Raw genomic sequence first — 14,453 nt, 5'->3', positions numbered from 1 at the left:
TGCGGGTTGATTTTGCAGCGGCGAGCCTGGACGTGGTCCCGGCGCCGGCGCGTGCACCTGCGCCGCAGGAGCCAACACGGTGCCACAGCGACTGCAGCTCGTGGTCCGGATCATGTTCAGTTGGCCGCAGACCGGGCACGCGAGGCCTAGTTCCATGTGCCCGAATCCTCGCGCTGCACGCCAGACCTTGTCAACCAAGGCCGGGCTCGCAGATCGCGGGGGCCCTCGATCGACGCGGGTGTTCAGGTGTTCGGGCCGATGCCTGGTTTTGGTTGCGTGGGCGCGGAGCGGCCCTCACTTGGGGATCTCGACGGTTCCACGCACGAGCGGTTCGAGGCACAGCTGCGTTGGGCGTTCTTTGTTGGTTGGGGCGTCGCTGGGGAGTTGGCCGCATGCGCGCGCGGCCTCTCGAGCGGCGCTCAGCTCTGCGCGGGTCCCCGCGATGCTGGCCTGCCACGCAGCGAGCACCTGAGGAAGGCGAGCGGCGACGGCTGTTGGCGACAGCGGATCTACCTCGGGCGCGAGGTGATCGACGAGCCAGCGCTCGACGACGGTGTCCCAGTTGCGCTGGCGCGAGGCCGGCGGCGAGGCGACTCCGCTGGCCGGCGGATCGCTGCCGAGTAGCCGGGCGAGGCTGGCGATCGCTGCATCGCGCGGCAACCCGCCCGCGCCGAAGTACACCCGAAACAACGCTTCGATACCGTCATCTCGGATCTTGGCGGGCTCGACCTGCCCGATCCGCCAGGCCGCGATCGCTGCGATGAAGGGGTCGGCGTCCTGCAGCTGGGGATGCAGGCGAACGACGCGAAAGTCGGGTGTGAGCGCTGCGGCGGCGAAGGCACACGCTCGCCGGACCGATGCTCGTGAGGAGTCACGCGCGATGCGATCGATGATGATCAGATCTTCCACGCGGTGCTCGTCACGAGACAGGCGCGCGAGGCCAAGGCACGAGAGGGTGATCGCTACCTCGTCATCTTGGCCGCGGATCCGCTGACGCAGCGGCTCGGCGGCGGCCGGATCGCTGCTGCGGGCCAACGCCCAGAACGCCGCCGCGCGGACGGGGCCGTCGACCCCGCGATCGGAGATGATCTCGGCCATCACCGGGATCGACTCGGGATCGTCGAGCTCCCCGGCCGCGTGCGTCGCCGCGACCCGGGCGGCGATGAAGCGCTGGCGGACAGCATGGGTGGCGTCTCGCGGGGGCTGCAAGTTGGCGCCGGTACGGGCGAGGTGGACGGCGGTGTCGGGCAGGCCGAGCTCACCGAGGTGCTCCGCGGCGCTCATGCGGTTGTTGATCGAGCCACGCGAGAGCGCGGCGACCAGCGGTCGACGCATCGCGGCGACGCGGTCTTCGTTGCGAGCGTTGCCGCCAGCGCGCAGCCATGCTTCGACTTGGGCAAGGTCCACGCGATCGAGGGTGGAGAGCAAGAAGTCGCGGGGTTCGTCGGCGTTGGGTTCGCGCTTGGTTCGTTTGACGGCGAGCTCGAGCACTTCGTTGATTGACTCGGTGACCTCGGCGAGATCCAGCGCGCGGGCTCCGGCTTCGCGCATGAGATCGCTGGGCCCACCGGACTCGAGCAGCTCGCGGAAGCTGGCCGCCGCGCCTGGGACGTCGCCCGTCGTCAGCTGAAGCTCCGCCAAGCGCATGCGCGTGCGGGCGTGGTCGGGCTCGGCCTCGAGCACGGTCTGATAGCACCACATGGCCTGATCGATGTCGCCGCGGCGCTCGCTGAGCTCGCCCAGACGCAGCAGCGCCCGGACCCCGCTCGAGCCTTGCCCGAGCGCCCGCACGGCCGCTTCTCGGGCCTGTTCCGGCTTGTCGAGCTCGTGCGAGAGCTCGGTCAACATGACGAGCGCGTCGACCTCCCGCGCGGGGGACAGCGGCAGCAATTTCTCGAGGGTGCGGACGGCTTCGCCTGGCTGCCCGGCGCGACGCTGGGCGATCGCCAGCTCCATCAAGCGGTCGGGATCGGCGGGGAACAGGTCGCGCAGCTTGGTGAACATCTGCACGGCGTTGGGGTAGTTCTCTTCGCGCGAGTACAGCTCGGCGAGGAACAGACCTGCCTCCAGGGCCGCAGGGGAGGCGCCGCCGTTCAGGGCGAGCTCGGCGGCGGCGATCGCTGCCGCTCGCTTTTCCGCGCGCTTTGGCAGCCCAGGCCCGACCAAAAGCTCGACGATGCGCGTGCGTGCTTCGGCGCGCAGCAGCTCTTGCGTGGGGTCCTGCGCGACGTCCCGAACCTTCTCCCAGATCTCCAGGGCGCGGTCGGGTCGGTTGCGCTCTTCTTCGAGCATCGCCTGCAAGCGCAGGTAGGTCGGCTCGCTCGGCTTGGACCCGAGCGCCTTCTCGAGCGAGTCGAGGGCCGTGTCCCGCAAGTTGCGATCGATCGTCGCGTGGTCGGCGAGGATCTCCGCGTGGCGGTACCAGCCCTTGTGGCTTGGGCGGACCAGCTTGGGTAGCTGCTCCCACTGGGCGAGCGCCTCTTTGCGCTGGCCCATCTCCCATAACTGCTCGCCAAGGGCGATCCGGGCGTCGGCGCTGCGGCCTGCGATCTTGACGAGCGACTGCGCCGTGTCGAGCGCGAGGTCTCGCTCGTCGACGTTGTTGTAGAACTCGATCAGCAGCAGCAGGGTGTCGCTGTCGCGGGAGCCGTTTTGACGGATCTCTGCGGCGATCTCGAGTCCCGTGTCGCGCTCGCCGTTGGTGAGCAGGCGCTCCGCCATCTCGAGCCCGAGCCGGACTTCTTCCGAGCTGCGGCCCTTGAGCTCGCGATACTGTTCGAGCGCGGCGGCCGACTCGCCTTGCTCTTCCAGGGCTTCGATCAACGCAGCCCGGGCGACTGGATCGCGCGGGGCGAGATCAATCGCCTGCTTGAGCGCGGGGATCGGGTTTTGTCCGGCGGCCTTCTGCGCGCGCGCGAGCGCCTGCCAAGCGGCGACCTCTTTGCCGTGCTTCGCGTCCTCGAGCCACTTGCGCAGCTCGCTGACGAGGATCTCGGAGCGGGCTTCTTTGCGGTAGCAGGTCTCGAGGTCGTCCCACCAGCCCTCACGCTGATCGGCGCGGCCGCGGGCGGCGTCGTCTAGAAGCTCCCACAGCAGCTCGGCGGCATCGCCCGGGTGACCGGCGTCGATCATGGCGCGGGCCCGCTCGGCGACGAGCTCGCTCTTGGCCTCACCCTTGGCCTTGGCGATCGCCTTTTGGTAGGCCCCATCGGACTCTTCGTGGTTGCCGGCTCCACGCGCGGCCCGTGCGACCCGAACGATCGCGCTGACGTCTTTGGGCAGCTTGGCGGCGAGCTGTTTGGCGAGGTCGAGCGCGCGCTCGTGCATGGAGGCGCGGTCGGCCAATTTGTAGGCGCGCTCGAGCAGGCGCTCGGCTTCTTTCGAGTCTGCCTTGGCCTCGAGCTCGAGGGCGTCGATCGCCTCGGCCCACGACTTGGCTTGCTCGAGGGCGTCGATGCGCATGTCGAACACCCGCTTGTCCCACTTGCCGGACTTGCCGTGCAGCTTGGCCAGCCGCGCGGCAGCGGCCGTGGGGTCGCCCTGCAGCATGTCGGCCTGGGCGCGCAGGATCTGGAGCGCGACGTTGCTAGGCGCGCGATCCGAGGCCGACTCGATCCGCCTGATCAGCCCGCCGCGGCCAAGCGCCTTCTCTAGCGCGCGCCATTGCTTGCCGTCGAAGGGGTTGGCGCGGAGCTTGTCGAAGCGTTGTTTGACGAGCTTGTCGTCGTCCGGCTGGGTCTCGATCGTCCAGTCGTCTGGCGGGGCGGCGGCCACGGGCAGCGCCAGCGCGCTGCCCAAGCCGATCAAGCCGACCAAGCCGACCAAGCTGATCAGCTTGCTGGCCGGCCCGACGCGTCGGCGGTCTGCACAGCGAAGAGGGAGAGGCCGGTTCGGGTGGCGCGAGCGCGGCACAGGGCGATCCTAGCAGGCGTTGGGCGGGCGTGCGGCGGTGTCTGAGCTTCGCCGCCCGAGGTCCGTCGAATTCAATTCAGGGTGCTGGACGCGCGAGTGCGTCGATCGGTTCCGGGCCAATTGGTGTTCATTCCGCGCGCGATGCGAGAATTCACCCTTGGCCCCACGACCGGACGGGGTTGACCTGGCGGCCGACGAGCCTACTCTCGGCGGCGATGCCGATCTATCGCTATCGTTGCGAAGCATGTGGTGCGCATGAAGAGCACCTTCAAAAGATCAGCGACCCCCCGATCGAGAGCTGTGCGACCTGTGGCCAGCCGCTGAGCAAGCTCATGACCGCGGCGGCTTTCCACCTCAAGGGTGGCGGTTGGTACAACGATCTGTACGCAAGCGCCAAACCTGGTGACGCCAAGCCAGACGCTGGCGCGGCGAAGTCTGGGGCCAGCTCTAGTGGGTCGGCCTCGGACAGCGCAGGCAAGAGTTCGAGCACGGGCGCGAGCGGGACTTCGTCAACGCCGGCTTCGTCGCCGTCTTCATCTTCATCGTCCGGCTCCGGCTCCGGCTCCGGCTCTTCTTCGGGGGGGTCCGGCTCTTCCTCGGGCGGCTCATCGAGCTCGAACTCGGCAGCATGAGCAACGCGATGATCCTCGATGGCAAGGCCCTGTCCTCCCGCTTGCTCGCGCAGCTGCGTGAGCGCGTCGAGGCCAGCAAGGCGCGGGGGATCGCGCCATGCCTCGCCGTGGTCCTCGTCGGAGACGATCCGGCCTCGAACATCTACGTGCGCAGCAAGGAGCGGAAGGCGGCCAAGGTGGGCATCGCAACCCGCGACCATCGGCTGCCTGCGTCGACTTCGACTGCCGCGCTGCTGCAGCTCATCGCCAGTTTAAACGCTGACGCCACGGTCCACGGGATCCTGGTCCAGCTGCCGCTGCCGGATGGGGTCGAAGAGCAGCGGGTGCTGCAGGCCGTGGATCCGCGCAAGGATGTCGACGGCTTCCACCCCGACAACCTGGGCTTGCTGATGCTGGGCACCCCGCGCTTCGTCGCCTGCACGCCGCAAGGGTGCATGCGCTTGATCGAGCTCGCGGGGGTCGACCCGGCAGGCAAGCGCGCGCTGGTGGTCGGCCGCTCGAACATCGTCGGCAAGCCGGTCGCGCAGCTGCTGCTGCACGCGAACGCGACCGTGACCATGGCGCACTCGCGCACCCAAGATCTCGAAGCCGAGGTGCGCCGCGCCGACATCATCGTCGCAGCCGTCGGTCGTCCAGAGCTGATCCGCGGCGAGTGGATCCGCGAGGGGGCCTGCGTGATCGACGTTGGCATGAACCGGGTGGACGACGGCGGACCCAAGCCCAGGCTGCTCGGTGACGTCGAGTACACGGCCGCGGCGGCGCGAGCTGGCTCGATCACCCCGGTCCCGGGCGGCGTGGGTCCGATGACGATCGCCTGCCTGCTGGCCAACGTCGTCACCGCTGCCGAAGCCGTCTGAAGCTGCGCGCTCGCGACCTGCGAGGCGGGCGGGGAAGCTCTAGCAGTCTGGGATCGACGTGCGGATGAACTGCACTTGCCCGAGGGTCTCGAGCACCTTCAGCTGCAGCTCGCGCTTGTCGACTGGCGTTGGAACCACGCTCGCATAGCGGCCAACGCGGGCCCGCAGATCTGGATCGCGGGCGTCACACAGCGCCAAGATCGGGGGTGGCTCGGGGCGCTGGCGAAGATCGACGATCAAGTCCACGGCGTTTGGCGGATCGCCGTCGACGTCGACGACGACCAAGTCGACTTGGCCGATCGTCTGGGCGACCCCGGGACGCAGCGCCAGCTGCCGGGTCTGACAGGTCACCAACGAGCGCAGCAGCGCGTGGAGGTGGGCGGACGCGTGGTCGCTGCGACCGATCAGGTCGATGCTCAGCGGCTCGGCGTTGGTCACCAAGGTGTCGATGTGATCGCCGAGCACCGCGTCGACGTCTGCGAAGCTCAAGCCCATGCCTGCTGGACCTTCGTCGTTGTCTTCCGCCCGACTCCAACGGACGCGAGCGCGCAGCACCACTGGCACCGCGCGTCCGGGGACCCGCAGCGAGAGCACCAGCTCGGTGCCAACGGGCTCGGGCTGACGGGTGCTGACAAACAGCCCGCCGCGGGACAAATTCGTGCAGTAGGAGACCAAGAACTGGCCCGCGTTGCGGTACTTGACCTCGAGGACCATCCCCACGCGGGGCGCTCGTTCGAGCTTGGTGCCGCTCTCGGTCGTCAAATCCAACCTCGATCTGCACTGCCCCGGTCGCGGCGAGATTGGTTGGGCTCGCACCCATGGACCCCGCGGATCATGGCGTCAACATAGCAGCCTCGATGCCGACGGCGACAAAAACTACCGTCGGTGGGCTGCTCACTTGTCGCCCAGCAAGTGGTGAAGCAAGCGTTGCAACTCGTCGAGATCCGCGTAGGGGAGCTCGATCGTGCCAGGCCCCTTTGGCTTGCTGCCGGTGCGCAGACGGGCCTGGACGCCCAGGTGCCGACGAATTCGTGCCTCGAGGTCGCGGACGATGATCTCGTGACGTTTCTTCTCGTCGTCGGGGACGGGCGCGGGTGGTTCGGGGCGAGCGCGACGTCGCACCTCGGCCTCGGTCTGGCGCACGCTCATGCCCTTTCGGACAACTTCGAGGGCGAGCTCGCGCATCTGGGCGGGGCTCTCGAGACCCAGCAACGCGCGGGCGTGCCCCATGCCGAGCTGACCCTCTATGATCAGATCTTGAACCTTGGATGGGAGCTTGAGCAGGCGCAGGGCGTTGGCGACGCTGCTGCGATCCTTGCCGACCCGGCTCGCGAGCTCGACCTGCGTGTACCCGTGAAGATCGATGAGCGCCTCGAAGGCCCGCGCTTCTTCGATCACGTCGAGGTCCGCTCGCTGAAGGTTCTCCACCAGCGCGATCTCGAGCCGTTCCGCTTCGGGGGTGTCGCGGATGACGACGGGGACGGTGTGCAGCCCCGCTAGCTGGGCTGCCCGCCAGCGTCGCTCACCCGCGAGGATCTGATAGGCCGGCCCCGATCCCGAAGCTGAACGCTCGAGCGGCGTGACGACGATCGGCTGGATGATCCCCTGGGCGCTGATGCTCTGGGCCAGCTCGCGCAGCCGCTCGTCATCGAAGCGCTTGCGCGGTTGCTCGCGGTTGGCCTCGATCGCCTCGATCGCCAGCTGCTTGGGGATCCCGCTCGGGCCGTCGCTCGCGACCTGCCCCGCCTGCTGCGAGGGCGTCGGGGCAGGGGCCGGCGGCGGGGGGATCAGCGCCCCGAGCCCGCGGCCGAGCGCTGGGCGCTTCGGTCGACTCACGACTGCCCCGCCTGCCGTCGCTCGAGCAGCTCTTTGGCCAGCGTCAGGTAGGCCTGGGCGCCCTTGCTCTCGATGTCATAGAGCAGGGCAGGCTTGCCGAAGCTCGGGCTCTCGCTGAGTCGAACGTTCTGCGGGATCATGGTCTCGAACACCTGCCCAGGGAAGTGTGACTGGACCTCCGTGACCACCTGTTGGGCGAGGTTGGTGCGCCGGTCGTACATGCAAAACACGATGCCCTCGAGCGCGAGGGTAGGGTTGAGGGCCGCCTTGACCCGCTCGATCGTACCGACCAGCGCGCCGAGTCCCTCGAGCGAGAAGTACTTGGCCTGCATGGGGATCAGCACCGAGTTGGCGGCGACCAACGCGTTGAGGGTGAGGATCCCGAGCGAGGGTGGGCAGTCGAGGATCACGAAGTCCCAATTGAAGTGCGCGCGCCCGCGGGCCCGCTCGCACGCGGCGGCGAGCACCGACTCGCGCCGCTCGAACCCGACAAGCTCGATCTCGGCCCCCGCGAGGTCCGGGGACGCGGGCACCACACTCAAGGTTGGCAGCTCGGTCGCGTGGACGACCTCTTCGAGCTCGGCTTGGCCGAGCAGTAGATCGTAGCTGCCGCGAGTGGCGGCGCCGCGCGGGTAGCCGACCGAGGAGCTGGCGTTGCCCTGCGGGTCGAGATCGATGAGCAGCACGCGACGCTCGGCCGCGGCCAAGCTCGCCGCGAGGTTGACCGCCGTGGTGGTCTTGCCCTCGCCGCCTTTTTGGTTGCTGATCGCCATCACGGCGGTCCGCGTCGCGCGGGCGTTCGCTGGCTGGGGTGACGCGGTGCGTGTCTTGGCCGGGGGCACGGGCGCCCATCCTTACCACTGGCCGCCGAAACGGGCAGGCGAGAATTGTGAGTAGGTTTTTTGCCTACATGTGGGTCAAGGTCTTACTGTCTCCTCGTCGCCACCGAGTCCCGCTCGAAACGGCCAACAGACCGCCAAAACAACGTTCGAGCCAGCGACCCCACCTCTCGACCTTTCAGGAGCACGACCAGCATGTACTTCCGCCGCCGTTTCAGCAGCTTCGAAGAATTCCAGCGCGAGTCTTTTGACTATGGAGACCGCGAGTTCGGCAAGGACGAGCTCGAGCTGATCAAGGAGCTCGAGGCCGCCGACGAAATCTACTCCCGTCCCCAGCGCGACCGCTGGGAATGAGGCGCGCACCTCTCGCTTGGGTGCTCGTTGGGTCACGAGCATCCGGTCATCACGCTGCCAGCCCGGCGCCACGACTGTGGCGCCGGGCTGTTTTTTTGCTCACTCACCGGGGGTGGGTGGCGCCGAGATCCAGTTCTGCGGCTCGTCGTCGGCGATCGGGTCGAGGCGATGGAGCGGCTGCTCATCAGCGGGCAGCGGCTCGCCCGCGGGGTCGGACCAGACCCGGTAACTGCTGATCATGTCGTTGTTGGGAGCCCACAGGACCACTGGCTCGGTGTTGGTTAATCCACCATCTGCGATCGTGCTGTCGTCCGTGGCCAGGACCAGGCCAAGCCCGAGCGGGCCGAGGTAGCCCTGCCCGACGAGGAGCGCGCGGGCACCGGGGGCGAGGCAAGTTGGTGAGCCGCAGCCGCCGTCACCCGCGAGGTACTCGAGCGGATCGACGCCGGGGGCGTCGTGGGCCAACGCGTCGCCGATCCGGCACCCAGAGAGTTCAACTTCTACATTAGATAAATTAATGATCTCTACGAATTCATGAAGCTTTTCGTCTGAGGCAGGGCCTGGTGGATTGGCCGAGACCTCGACGATCTGCAGGGCCCCTGGCGGGATCGGCACCGGCTCGACGGGTGCCTTGTCGGGGTCGTTGTCGTTGACGAGACCCGGTGATGGGGCGCACTCCGACCAGTCCGAGGCGTCGTCGTGGTCGGCGCTGGGATCCTTTCGACACAGTGATCGGCCGCCGCCTGGGCTCGCCACGGGCGCGCCAACCCACGCGTCGGGGCGGGGGTCGGGTTCGGCGCCATAGACTAATTCGTCGACGACCTCCGATGCCCCGCCGACCGCGATCAGGCCATCGACGTTGCGCAGTCCGCCCGAGTGGAGGAAGCCAACGAAGGTCGCCGCGTCGACCACGCGCATGGTGGCGAGCGCGGGGTCTGCGTCGGTGGCCCAGCGTTGCACGACCAGCCGCGCCTGGGGGGCGAGGCTGAACCCGACCAGCCCGAGCTCGCTCGCGTCGAGCACGGGCCAGCTGCGCGCGTCGATCTTCAGGCCGTCGAGGATCATTGGTTCAGCGCTGATATTTTGTAGCTCGATGAACTCCGGCGAGTCCGCGCCGCCATCTTTGCCCGGGGGGTCGACGAGCACTTCGGTGATGCGCAGCTGCGCGAGCGAGGGGTCGACGTGGGTGCCGCCGTCGTCGGCTTCACCGGCAGTCCCAGCGGGCCCGGGCATCCCGGTGTCGTCGTCGGGAAAGCTGGGGATGGGGGTGCCGTCGAGCGGACCCCAGGTGTCGACGCCACCCAGATCTGCGAGCGGTGCGCTGAGCTCGTCGAGCTCGGGTGGCTCGAGGCATGCGCAAGTGATCAGGGACAGGACGGAGGCGGTGAGGCGGGCTGACGCGGGCATGCCAAGCTTGTCGGCCCGCGATCGCCGGTGTTGCGGTCAGCTGCTCTGATCTTTGAGCTTGCGATAGAGGGTGGTCCGATCGATGCCGAGCAGCGCGGCCGCGCGGGCCTTGTTGCCCCCCGTGGCGACGAGCGCGGCGGCGATCGCCTGGGTCTCGAGCTCGGCGAGCGGCAAGATCGTGCCCACGGTCGCGCCGATCCCGACGCTGGGTGCCTCGCCCACCACCGCGCCAGTGGGTGGCCCGGCCAGCTTCAGCTCGGGCGGGAGATCATCGAGCTCGAGCTCTGGTCCGTCTCCCAGCACCAGCGCGCGCTCGACGACGTTGCGGAGCTCGCGGACGTTGCCCGGCCAGCGATAGTTGCAGAGCACCTGCAGCGCGTCCGCGGCGATCCGGTCGACGTGGCGTCCCATGTCGTCGCCCAGCACCTCGCAAAAGTGCCGGACCAGCTCGGGGATGTCGTCGCGTCGCTCGCGAAGCGGCGGGAGCCGGGTCTGGATCACGCTCAGGCGGTACAGCAGATCCTCGCGAAATCGACCTTCCGTGACCCGTTGTCGCAGATCGCGGTGGGTCGCGGCGATCAGGCGCACGTCGACGTTGACCTCTTCGGTGCCGCCAACCCGGGTGAAGCTGCGGCTCTCGAGCACGCGGAGCATGCGGGCCTGGGTCGCGGGCGCCATCTCGGCGATCTCGTCCAGAAACAAGGTGCCAGTGTGGGCCCGCTCGAACACGCCTTCGTGACGGCTGACGGCGCCCGTGAACGCGCCTTTCTCGTGGCCGAAGAACTCGCTCTCGAGCAGATTTTCAGGCACCGCGGCGCAGTTGATCGCAATGAAGGGCCGGCTCGCGCGGGGTGACAGGGCGTGGATCATGCGGGCCGCGAGCTCTTTGCCCGTGCCGCTCTCACCGTTGACCAACACGGTGGCGTTGGTCGCCGCGACGCGCTCGAGGAACACGTGAAGCCGCTTGATCGCCGCGGAGCCCCCCACGATGCGGCCGGGCTCCGCGGAGCCGCGCTGGGCCAGCGCCGCCCGCATTTGGCTGCGCTCGTTGGCGCTGTCTCCAAGCGCGTCGAGCAGCTGGGCTGCGCACACGAGCAGCGTCAGCGCGCTGTCGTCCCCGCGATTTTGCACGGCTTCCTTGGCACCCCACTCTGCGTAGAAGATCAGGTTGCGGGCCGGAGCCGCCATCGCGCCCAAGATCCCGCGAACCTGGACCGAGCGGCGGTCCGCGAGCTCTGGCTCCGCGAGGACGTCGCGCACCAGCACCGCGCGGTGCTCGGACAAGACCCGGTGCAGCAAGGTACGCGAGATCGCGAGATCGACGACGGGGCCGGAGGTCGCGGCGGCGAGGATGTCGGTGCCATCGGAGCTCAACAGCAGGGCCCGGGCGACCGGGAGCGCCTCGATGGCCCACTCGCTGGCGGTCCTGTACACGGCTTGCAGCGATCCGCAGCGGGCCAGGCGATCTCCGAGGGCGGCCAGCGCAGCGAGGCGGGTCCGCCCAGTCTGGCGCACGTCCATCTCGATCGTCCCGCGGCCGTCGGCGCTCGTCGAGCCCGCTGTGGCCTCTGGGCGGCCGGATGGGTCCACGCCGCCTCGCGCAGCCGCGCCGTCCAAAGAGCCAGCCACGCCGCCCAGATCAGGCTCGAAGCCGAGGGTCGTGTTTCCAACCGTCAACGCGGCGCTGGGATCGAGCAGCTCCCCGCCCGATAGGGTCCGCCGCTCGCCATTGAGGACGGTCCACACTGGATTGACGCCTGCGACCTCGATCACGCGGACGCGCTCGTCGTCGCTGAGCTGCAGGCTGAGGTGGTGGCGCGAGACCGCGAGGTCTCCGAGCTTGAGGCCCTCTCCCTCGCCGCGGCCGACGCTCAAGGCCTCGTCACGTCGCAGCCCGACGCCGTGGCCGACGTCGGGGCCGGCACGAACGATCACGCGCAGCGCCATCAACTGTGGTTCTACCCGATGGCACGGACAGCCGATAGGTCTGTCATCGGCGATCGGCTCGAGGGTCGCGCGACAGCGCCCTTCGGATCACGAGACACGCTCCTGGATGCTGTTTTGGCCCCGTTCTTCGCAATTTGCTTGGTTGACAGCAGGGGCGCCAATGATACGTTTGGGCCGCTTTCCGGGGCCACCCCACATGACCAACCCGCAGTCGCAGATCGAAGAACTCAAGGACCTCCCCGAGGTTGTCTCGTTGCTGCCGCTGCGCAACTCGGTGCTGTTCCCCGGCTCGATCATCCCGATCGACGTTGGCCGACCCAAGTCGGTCAAGCTCATTGAAGAGGCGATCGCGTCCGAGCGGCCGGTGATCGGGATCGTGATGCAGCGCGAGTCTCGGACCGAAGAGCCGGGCGCGGAGGACCTGCACGAGGTTGGATGCGCGGTCCGAATCCTCAAGGTCATCAAGCTCGCGCGCGACAACTACTCGGTGATCTTGCAAGGGGTCATGCGCATCAAGATCGACCAGCTGGTCTCGAACGAGCCGTTCTTGCAGGCCCGGGTGACGGAGCTGCCGGAGATCGAGCCCTCGCCGCTCGAGGCCGAGGCGCTCGTCGCCAACATCAAAGAGACCGCCAAAAAGCTGATCTCGCTGGTCCCCGAGCTCCCGCGCGAGGCCGCGGCGCTGCTCGACAGCGTGACCGCGGCGGGCCAAGTCGCCGATCTCGTCGCCTCCAACCTCGACATCGAGCCGGCCGAGAAGCAAGAGGTGCTCGAGGCCTTCGATGTCTCGTCGCGGCTGCGCAAGGTCCTGACCTTGTTGACCCGCCAGCTCGAGATCCTGGAGATCCGCGAGCGCATCAACACGCAGGTCCAAGAAGAGATGGGCCACTCGCAGCGCGAGTACGTCCTGCGTCAGCAGCTCAAGGCGATCAAGGGCGAGCTGGGCGAGATCGACGACGAGCACGCCGACGCCGACGAGTTCGAGCAGAAGATCGCCGACGCGAAGATGTCGGAGGAGGCGGAGAAGACCGCGCTCAAGCAGCTCAACCGGCTCAAGCAAATGCAGCCGTCGAGCGCCGAGTACACGGTGACCCGCACCTATCTGGAGTGGCTGGTCGATCTGCCGTGGAGCACCTCGACCGAGGATCGGCTGGAGATCTCGGCGGTCCGCGACGTGCTCAACGAGGACCACTACGATCTAGAGAAGGTCAAGAAGCGGATCCTCGAGTACATGGCGGTGCTCAAGCTCAACGCCAGCAAGAAGGGGCCAATCCTCTGTCTGGTGGGTCCGCCCGGCGTGGGCAAGACGTCGCTGGGCAAGAGCATCGCCCGGGCGATCGGGCGCAGCTTCGTTCGCATCAGCCTGGGCGGCGTGCGCGACGAGGCCGAGATCCGCGGGCATCGGCGCACCTATGTCGGCTCGCTGCCCGGTCGGCTGATCCAAGCGCTCAAGCGGGCAGGGACCAACAACCCCGTGATCGTGCTCGACGAGATCGACAAGCTCGGCCACGACTTCCGGGGGGATCCCGCCTCGGCGCTGCTCGAGGTGCTCGACCCCGAGCAAAACCACAGCTTCTCGGATCACTACCTCGAGGTCGCGTTCGATCTGTCCCGGGTCATGTTCATCGTGACCGCCAACACCATCGATCCGATCCCGCCCGCGCTGCGTGACCGGCTCGAGATCCTCGAGTTGCCGGGCTACACGCGGCAAGAGAAGCTGGCGATCTCGCGTCGGTTCTTGCTGCCCAAGCAGATCGGCGAGCACGGGCTCGAGCGCGACGAGCTCACGCTGCGCTTCGCCGACGACGCGATCATGGAGATGATCGACAGCTACACGCGCGAGGCTGGGGTCCGCAATCTCCAGCGCGAGATTTCGTCGGTGGTCCGCGGGGTCGCGGTCAAGTTCGTAGAGGGCGAGGTCGAGGGCGAGGTCGAGATCACGGCCGAGTCCATCCCAGACTTTCTTGGCCCGCAGCGCTTCTTGCCCGAGATGGCCGATCGCACCGCGTCGCCCGGCGTCGCGACCGGCTTGGCGTGGACCCCGACCGGCGGCGAGATCATGTTCATCGAGGCGACCGCGATGCCCGGCAAGGGCGGGCTCATGCTCACCGGCCAGCTCGGCGACGTCATGAAAGAGTCGGCCCAGGCGGCGATGAGCTACCTCAAGAGTCACCTCGAGACGCTTGGGATCCCAACCGACGCGCTCGAGGGCCGTGACATCCACATCCATGTGCCGGCGGGGGCGATCCCCAAGGACGGTCCCTCGGCTGGGGTCGCGATTTTTTCGGCCCTCGTGTCATTGCTCACCCGTCGTTGCGTGCGGGCCGACGTCGCGATGACAGGCGAGATAACGTTGCGCGGGTTGGTGCTGCCGGTCGGCGGGATCAAAGAAAAACTGCTGGCGGCTCATCGGGCCGGAATTCGCCGAATTATCCTGCCAGACCGCAACGAGAAGGACGTCGTCGACATCCCCGAGGAGATTCGCAACGAGATTGAGATCGTCCACGCCAAGCGCGTCGACGATGTGCTCGCGGCGGCCCTCGAGGAGCCCGAAGAGCCGAAGTGAGGCCTGCCGCTCGCGGCATGTCGGGCCAGATTGCACGGCGTTGACATCCCAAGTCGGCGTCTTAGGTTCCGCGCCGACCACCCCAAACCGGCTTCCAGCACGA

At 68.1% G+C, this 14,453-nt stretch carries 10 protein-coding genes; 4 read left to right on the top strand and 6 right to left on the bottom strand.

Features of this window, described 5'->3' with window-relative positions; translation table 11 throughout:
* Positions 1–294: 294 nt before the first annotated feature.
* Positions 295–3,912: a tetratricopeptide repeat protein gene (locus DB30_RS24640; RefSeq protein WP_052553209.1), complete on the bottom strand. Its 3,618-nt coding sequence runs from the start codon at positions 3,910–3,912 to the stop codon at positions 295–297.
* Between the two features lie 215 nt (positions 3,913–4,127).
* Between DB30_RS24640 and DB30_RS24635 the strand changes: the two genes are divergently transcribed.
* Entirely contained in the window at positions 4,128–4,544 is a 417-nt protein-coding gene (locus DB30_RS24635) for an FmdB family zinc ribbon protein (protein WP_146660455.1), read from the top strand.
* Positions 4,541–5,401, top strand: a complete 861-nt coding sequence (gene folD / locus DB30_RS24630) for a bifunctional methylenetetrahydrofolate dehydrogenase/methenyltetrahydrofolate cyclohydrolase FolD (protein WP_052553204.1) — start codon at positions 4,541–4,543, stop codon at positions 5,399–5,401. The genes DB30_RS24635 and folD overlap by 4 nt, the downstream gene beginning before the upstream one ends.
* A 39-nt stretch (positions 5,402–5,440) precedes the next feature.
* Here the strand turns inward: folD and DB30_RS24625 are convergent, their stop codons facing one another.
* The 3 genes from DB30_RS24625 to DB30_RS24615 all read right to left on the bottom strand — a co-directional run bounded on the left by DB30_RS24625 (position 5,441) and on the right by DB30_RS24615 (position 8,010).
* Entirely contained in the window at positions 5,441–6,163 is a 723-nt protein-coding gene (locus DB30_RS24625) for a TIGR02266 family protein (protein ID WP_052553201.1), read from the bottom strand.
* A 132-nt stretch (positions 6,164–6,295) separates the two neighbouring features.
* Positions 6,296–7,237, bottom strand: coding sequence for a ParB/RepB/Spo0J family partition protein (locus DB30_RS24620; protein ID WP_052553199.1), 942 nt, complete (start codon positions 7,235–7,237; stop codon positions 6,296–6,298).
* Positions 7,234–8,010, bottom strand: a complete 777-nt coding sequence (locus DB30_RS24615; RefSeq protein ID WP_052553197.1) for a ParA family protein — start codon at positions 8,008–8,010, stop codon at positions 7,234–7,236. The genes DB30_RS24620 and DB30_RS24615 overlap by 4 nt, the downstream gene beginning before the upstream one ends.
* Positions 8,011–8,271: 261 nt before the next feature.
* Between DB30_RS24615 and DB30_RS24610 the strand changes: the two genes are divergently transcribed.
* The gene (locus DB30_RS24610; RefSeq protein ID WP_153258398.1) at positions 8,272–8,430 is read left to right on the top strand and encodes a hypothetical protein; all 159 of its coding nucleotides are present in this window, start codon (positions 8,272–8,274) and stop codon (positions 8,428–8,430) included.
* A gap of 99 nt (positions 8,431–8,529) precedes the next feature.
* On the opposite strand, the gene DB30_RS24605 is transcribed toward DB30_RS24610, so the two are convergent.
* Entirely contained in the window at positions 8,530–9,837 is a 1,308-nt protein-coding gene (locus DB30_RS24605) for a lamin tail domain-containing protein (protein ID WP_052553194.1), read from the bottom strand.
* Positions 9,838–9,873: 36 nt separating this feature from the next.
* Positions 9,874–11,784, bottom strand: a complete 1,911-nt coding sequence (locus tag DB30_RS24600) for a sigma 54-dependent Fis family transcriptional regulator (RefSeq protein ID WP_052553192.1) — start codon at positions 11,782–11,784, stop codon at positions 9,874–9,876.
* 196 nt (positions 11,785–11,980) lie between these two features.
* Here DB30_RS24600 and lon point away from each other — a divergent pair, with 196 nt between their 5' ends.
* Positions 11,981–14,350: an endopeptidase La gene (gene lon / locus DB30_RS24595; protein WP_052553190.1), complete on the top strand. Its 2,370-nt coding sequence runs from the start codon at positions 11,981–11,983 to the stop codon at positions 14,348–14,350.
* Positions 14,351–14,453 lie beyond the last annotated feature (103 nt).

Source organism: Enhygromyxa salina, from assembly GCF_000737335.2.
In the GTDB taxonomy this organism is placed as follows: Bacteria; Myxococcota_A; Polyangia; order Nannocystales; family Nannocystaceae; genus Plesiocystis; species Plesiocystis salina_C.
The sequence above is the reverse complement of the archived record's forward strand: the minus strand, read 5'-3'. Positions and strand labels throughout refer to the sequence as shown.

Bases quoted from the DNA above. Each gene is read 5' to 3' on its own strand.
- DB30_RS24635 (WP_146660455.1), top strand. From the start codon at position 4,128: ATGCCGATCTATCGCTATCGTTGCGAAGCATGTGGTGCGCATGAAGAG.
- folD (WP_052553204.1), top strand. From the start codon at position 4,541: ATGAGCAACGCGATGATCCTCGATGGCAAGGCCCTGTCCTCCCGCTTG.
- DB30_RS24615 (WP_052553197.1), bottom strand. From the start codon at position 8,010: ATGGCGATCAGCAACCAAAAAGGCGGCGAGGGCAAGACCACCACGGCG.
- DB30_RS24610 (WP_153258398.1), top strand. From the start codon at position 8,272: ATGTACTTCCGCCGCCGTTTCAGCAGCTTCGAAGAATTCCAGCGCGAG.
- DB30_RS24605 (WP_052553194.1), bottom strand. From the start codon at position 9,837: ATGCCCGCGTCAGCCCGCCTCACCGCCTCCGTCCTGTCCCTGATCACT.
- DB30_RS24600 (WP_052553192.1), bottom strand. From the start codon at position 11,784: ATGGCGCTGCGCGTGATCGTTCGTGCCGGCCCCGACGTCGGCCACGGC.
- lon (WP_052553190.1), top strand. From the start codon at position 11,981: ATGACCAACCCGCAGTCGCAGATCGAAGAACTCAAGGACCTCCCCGAG.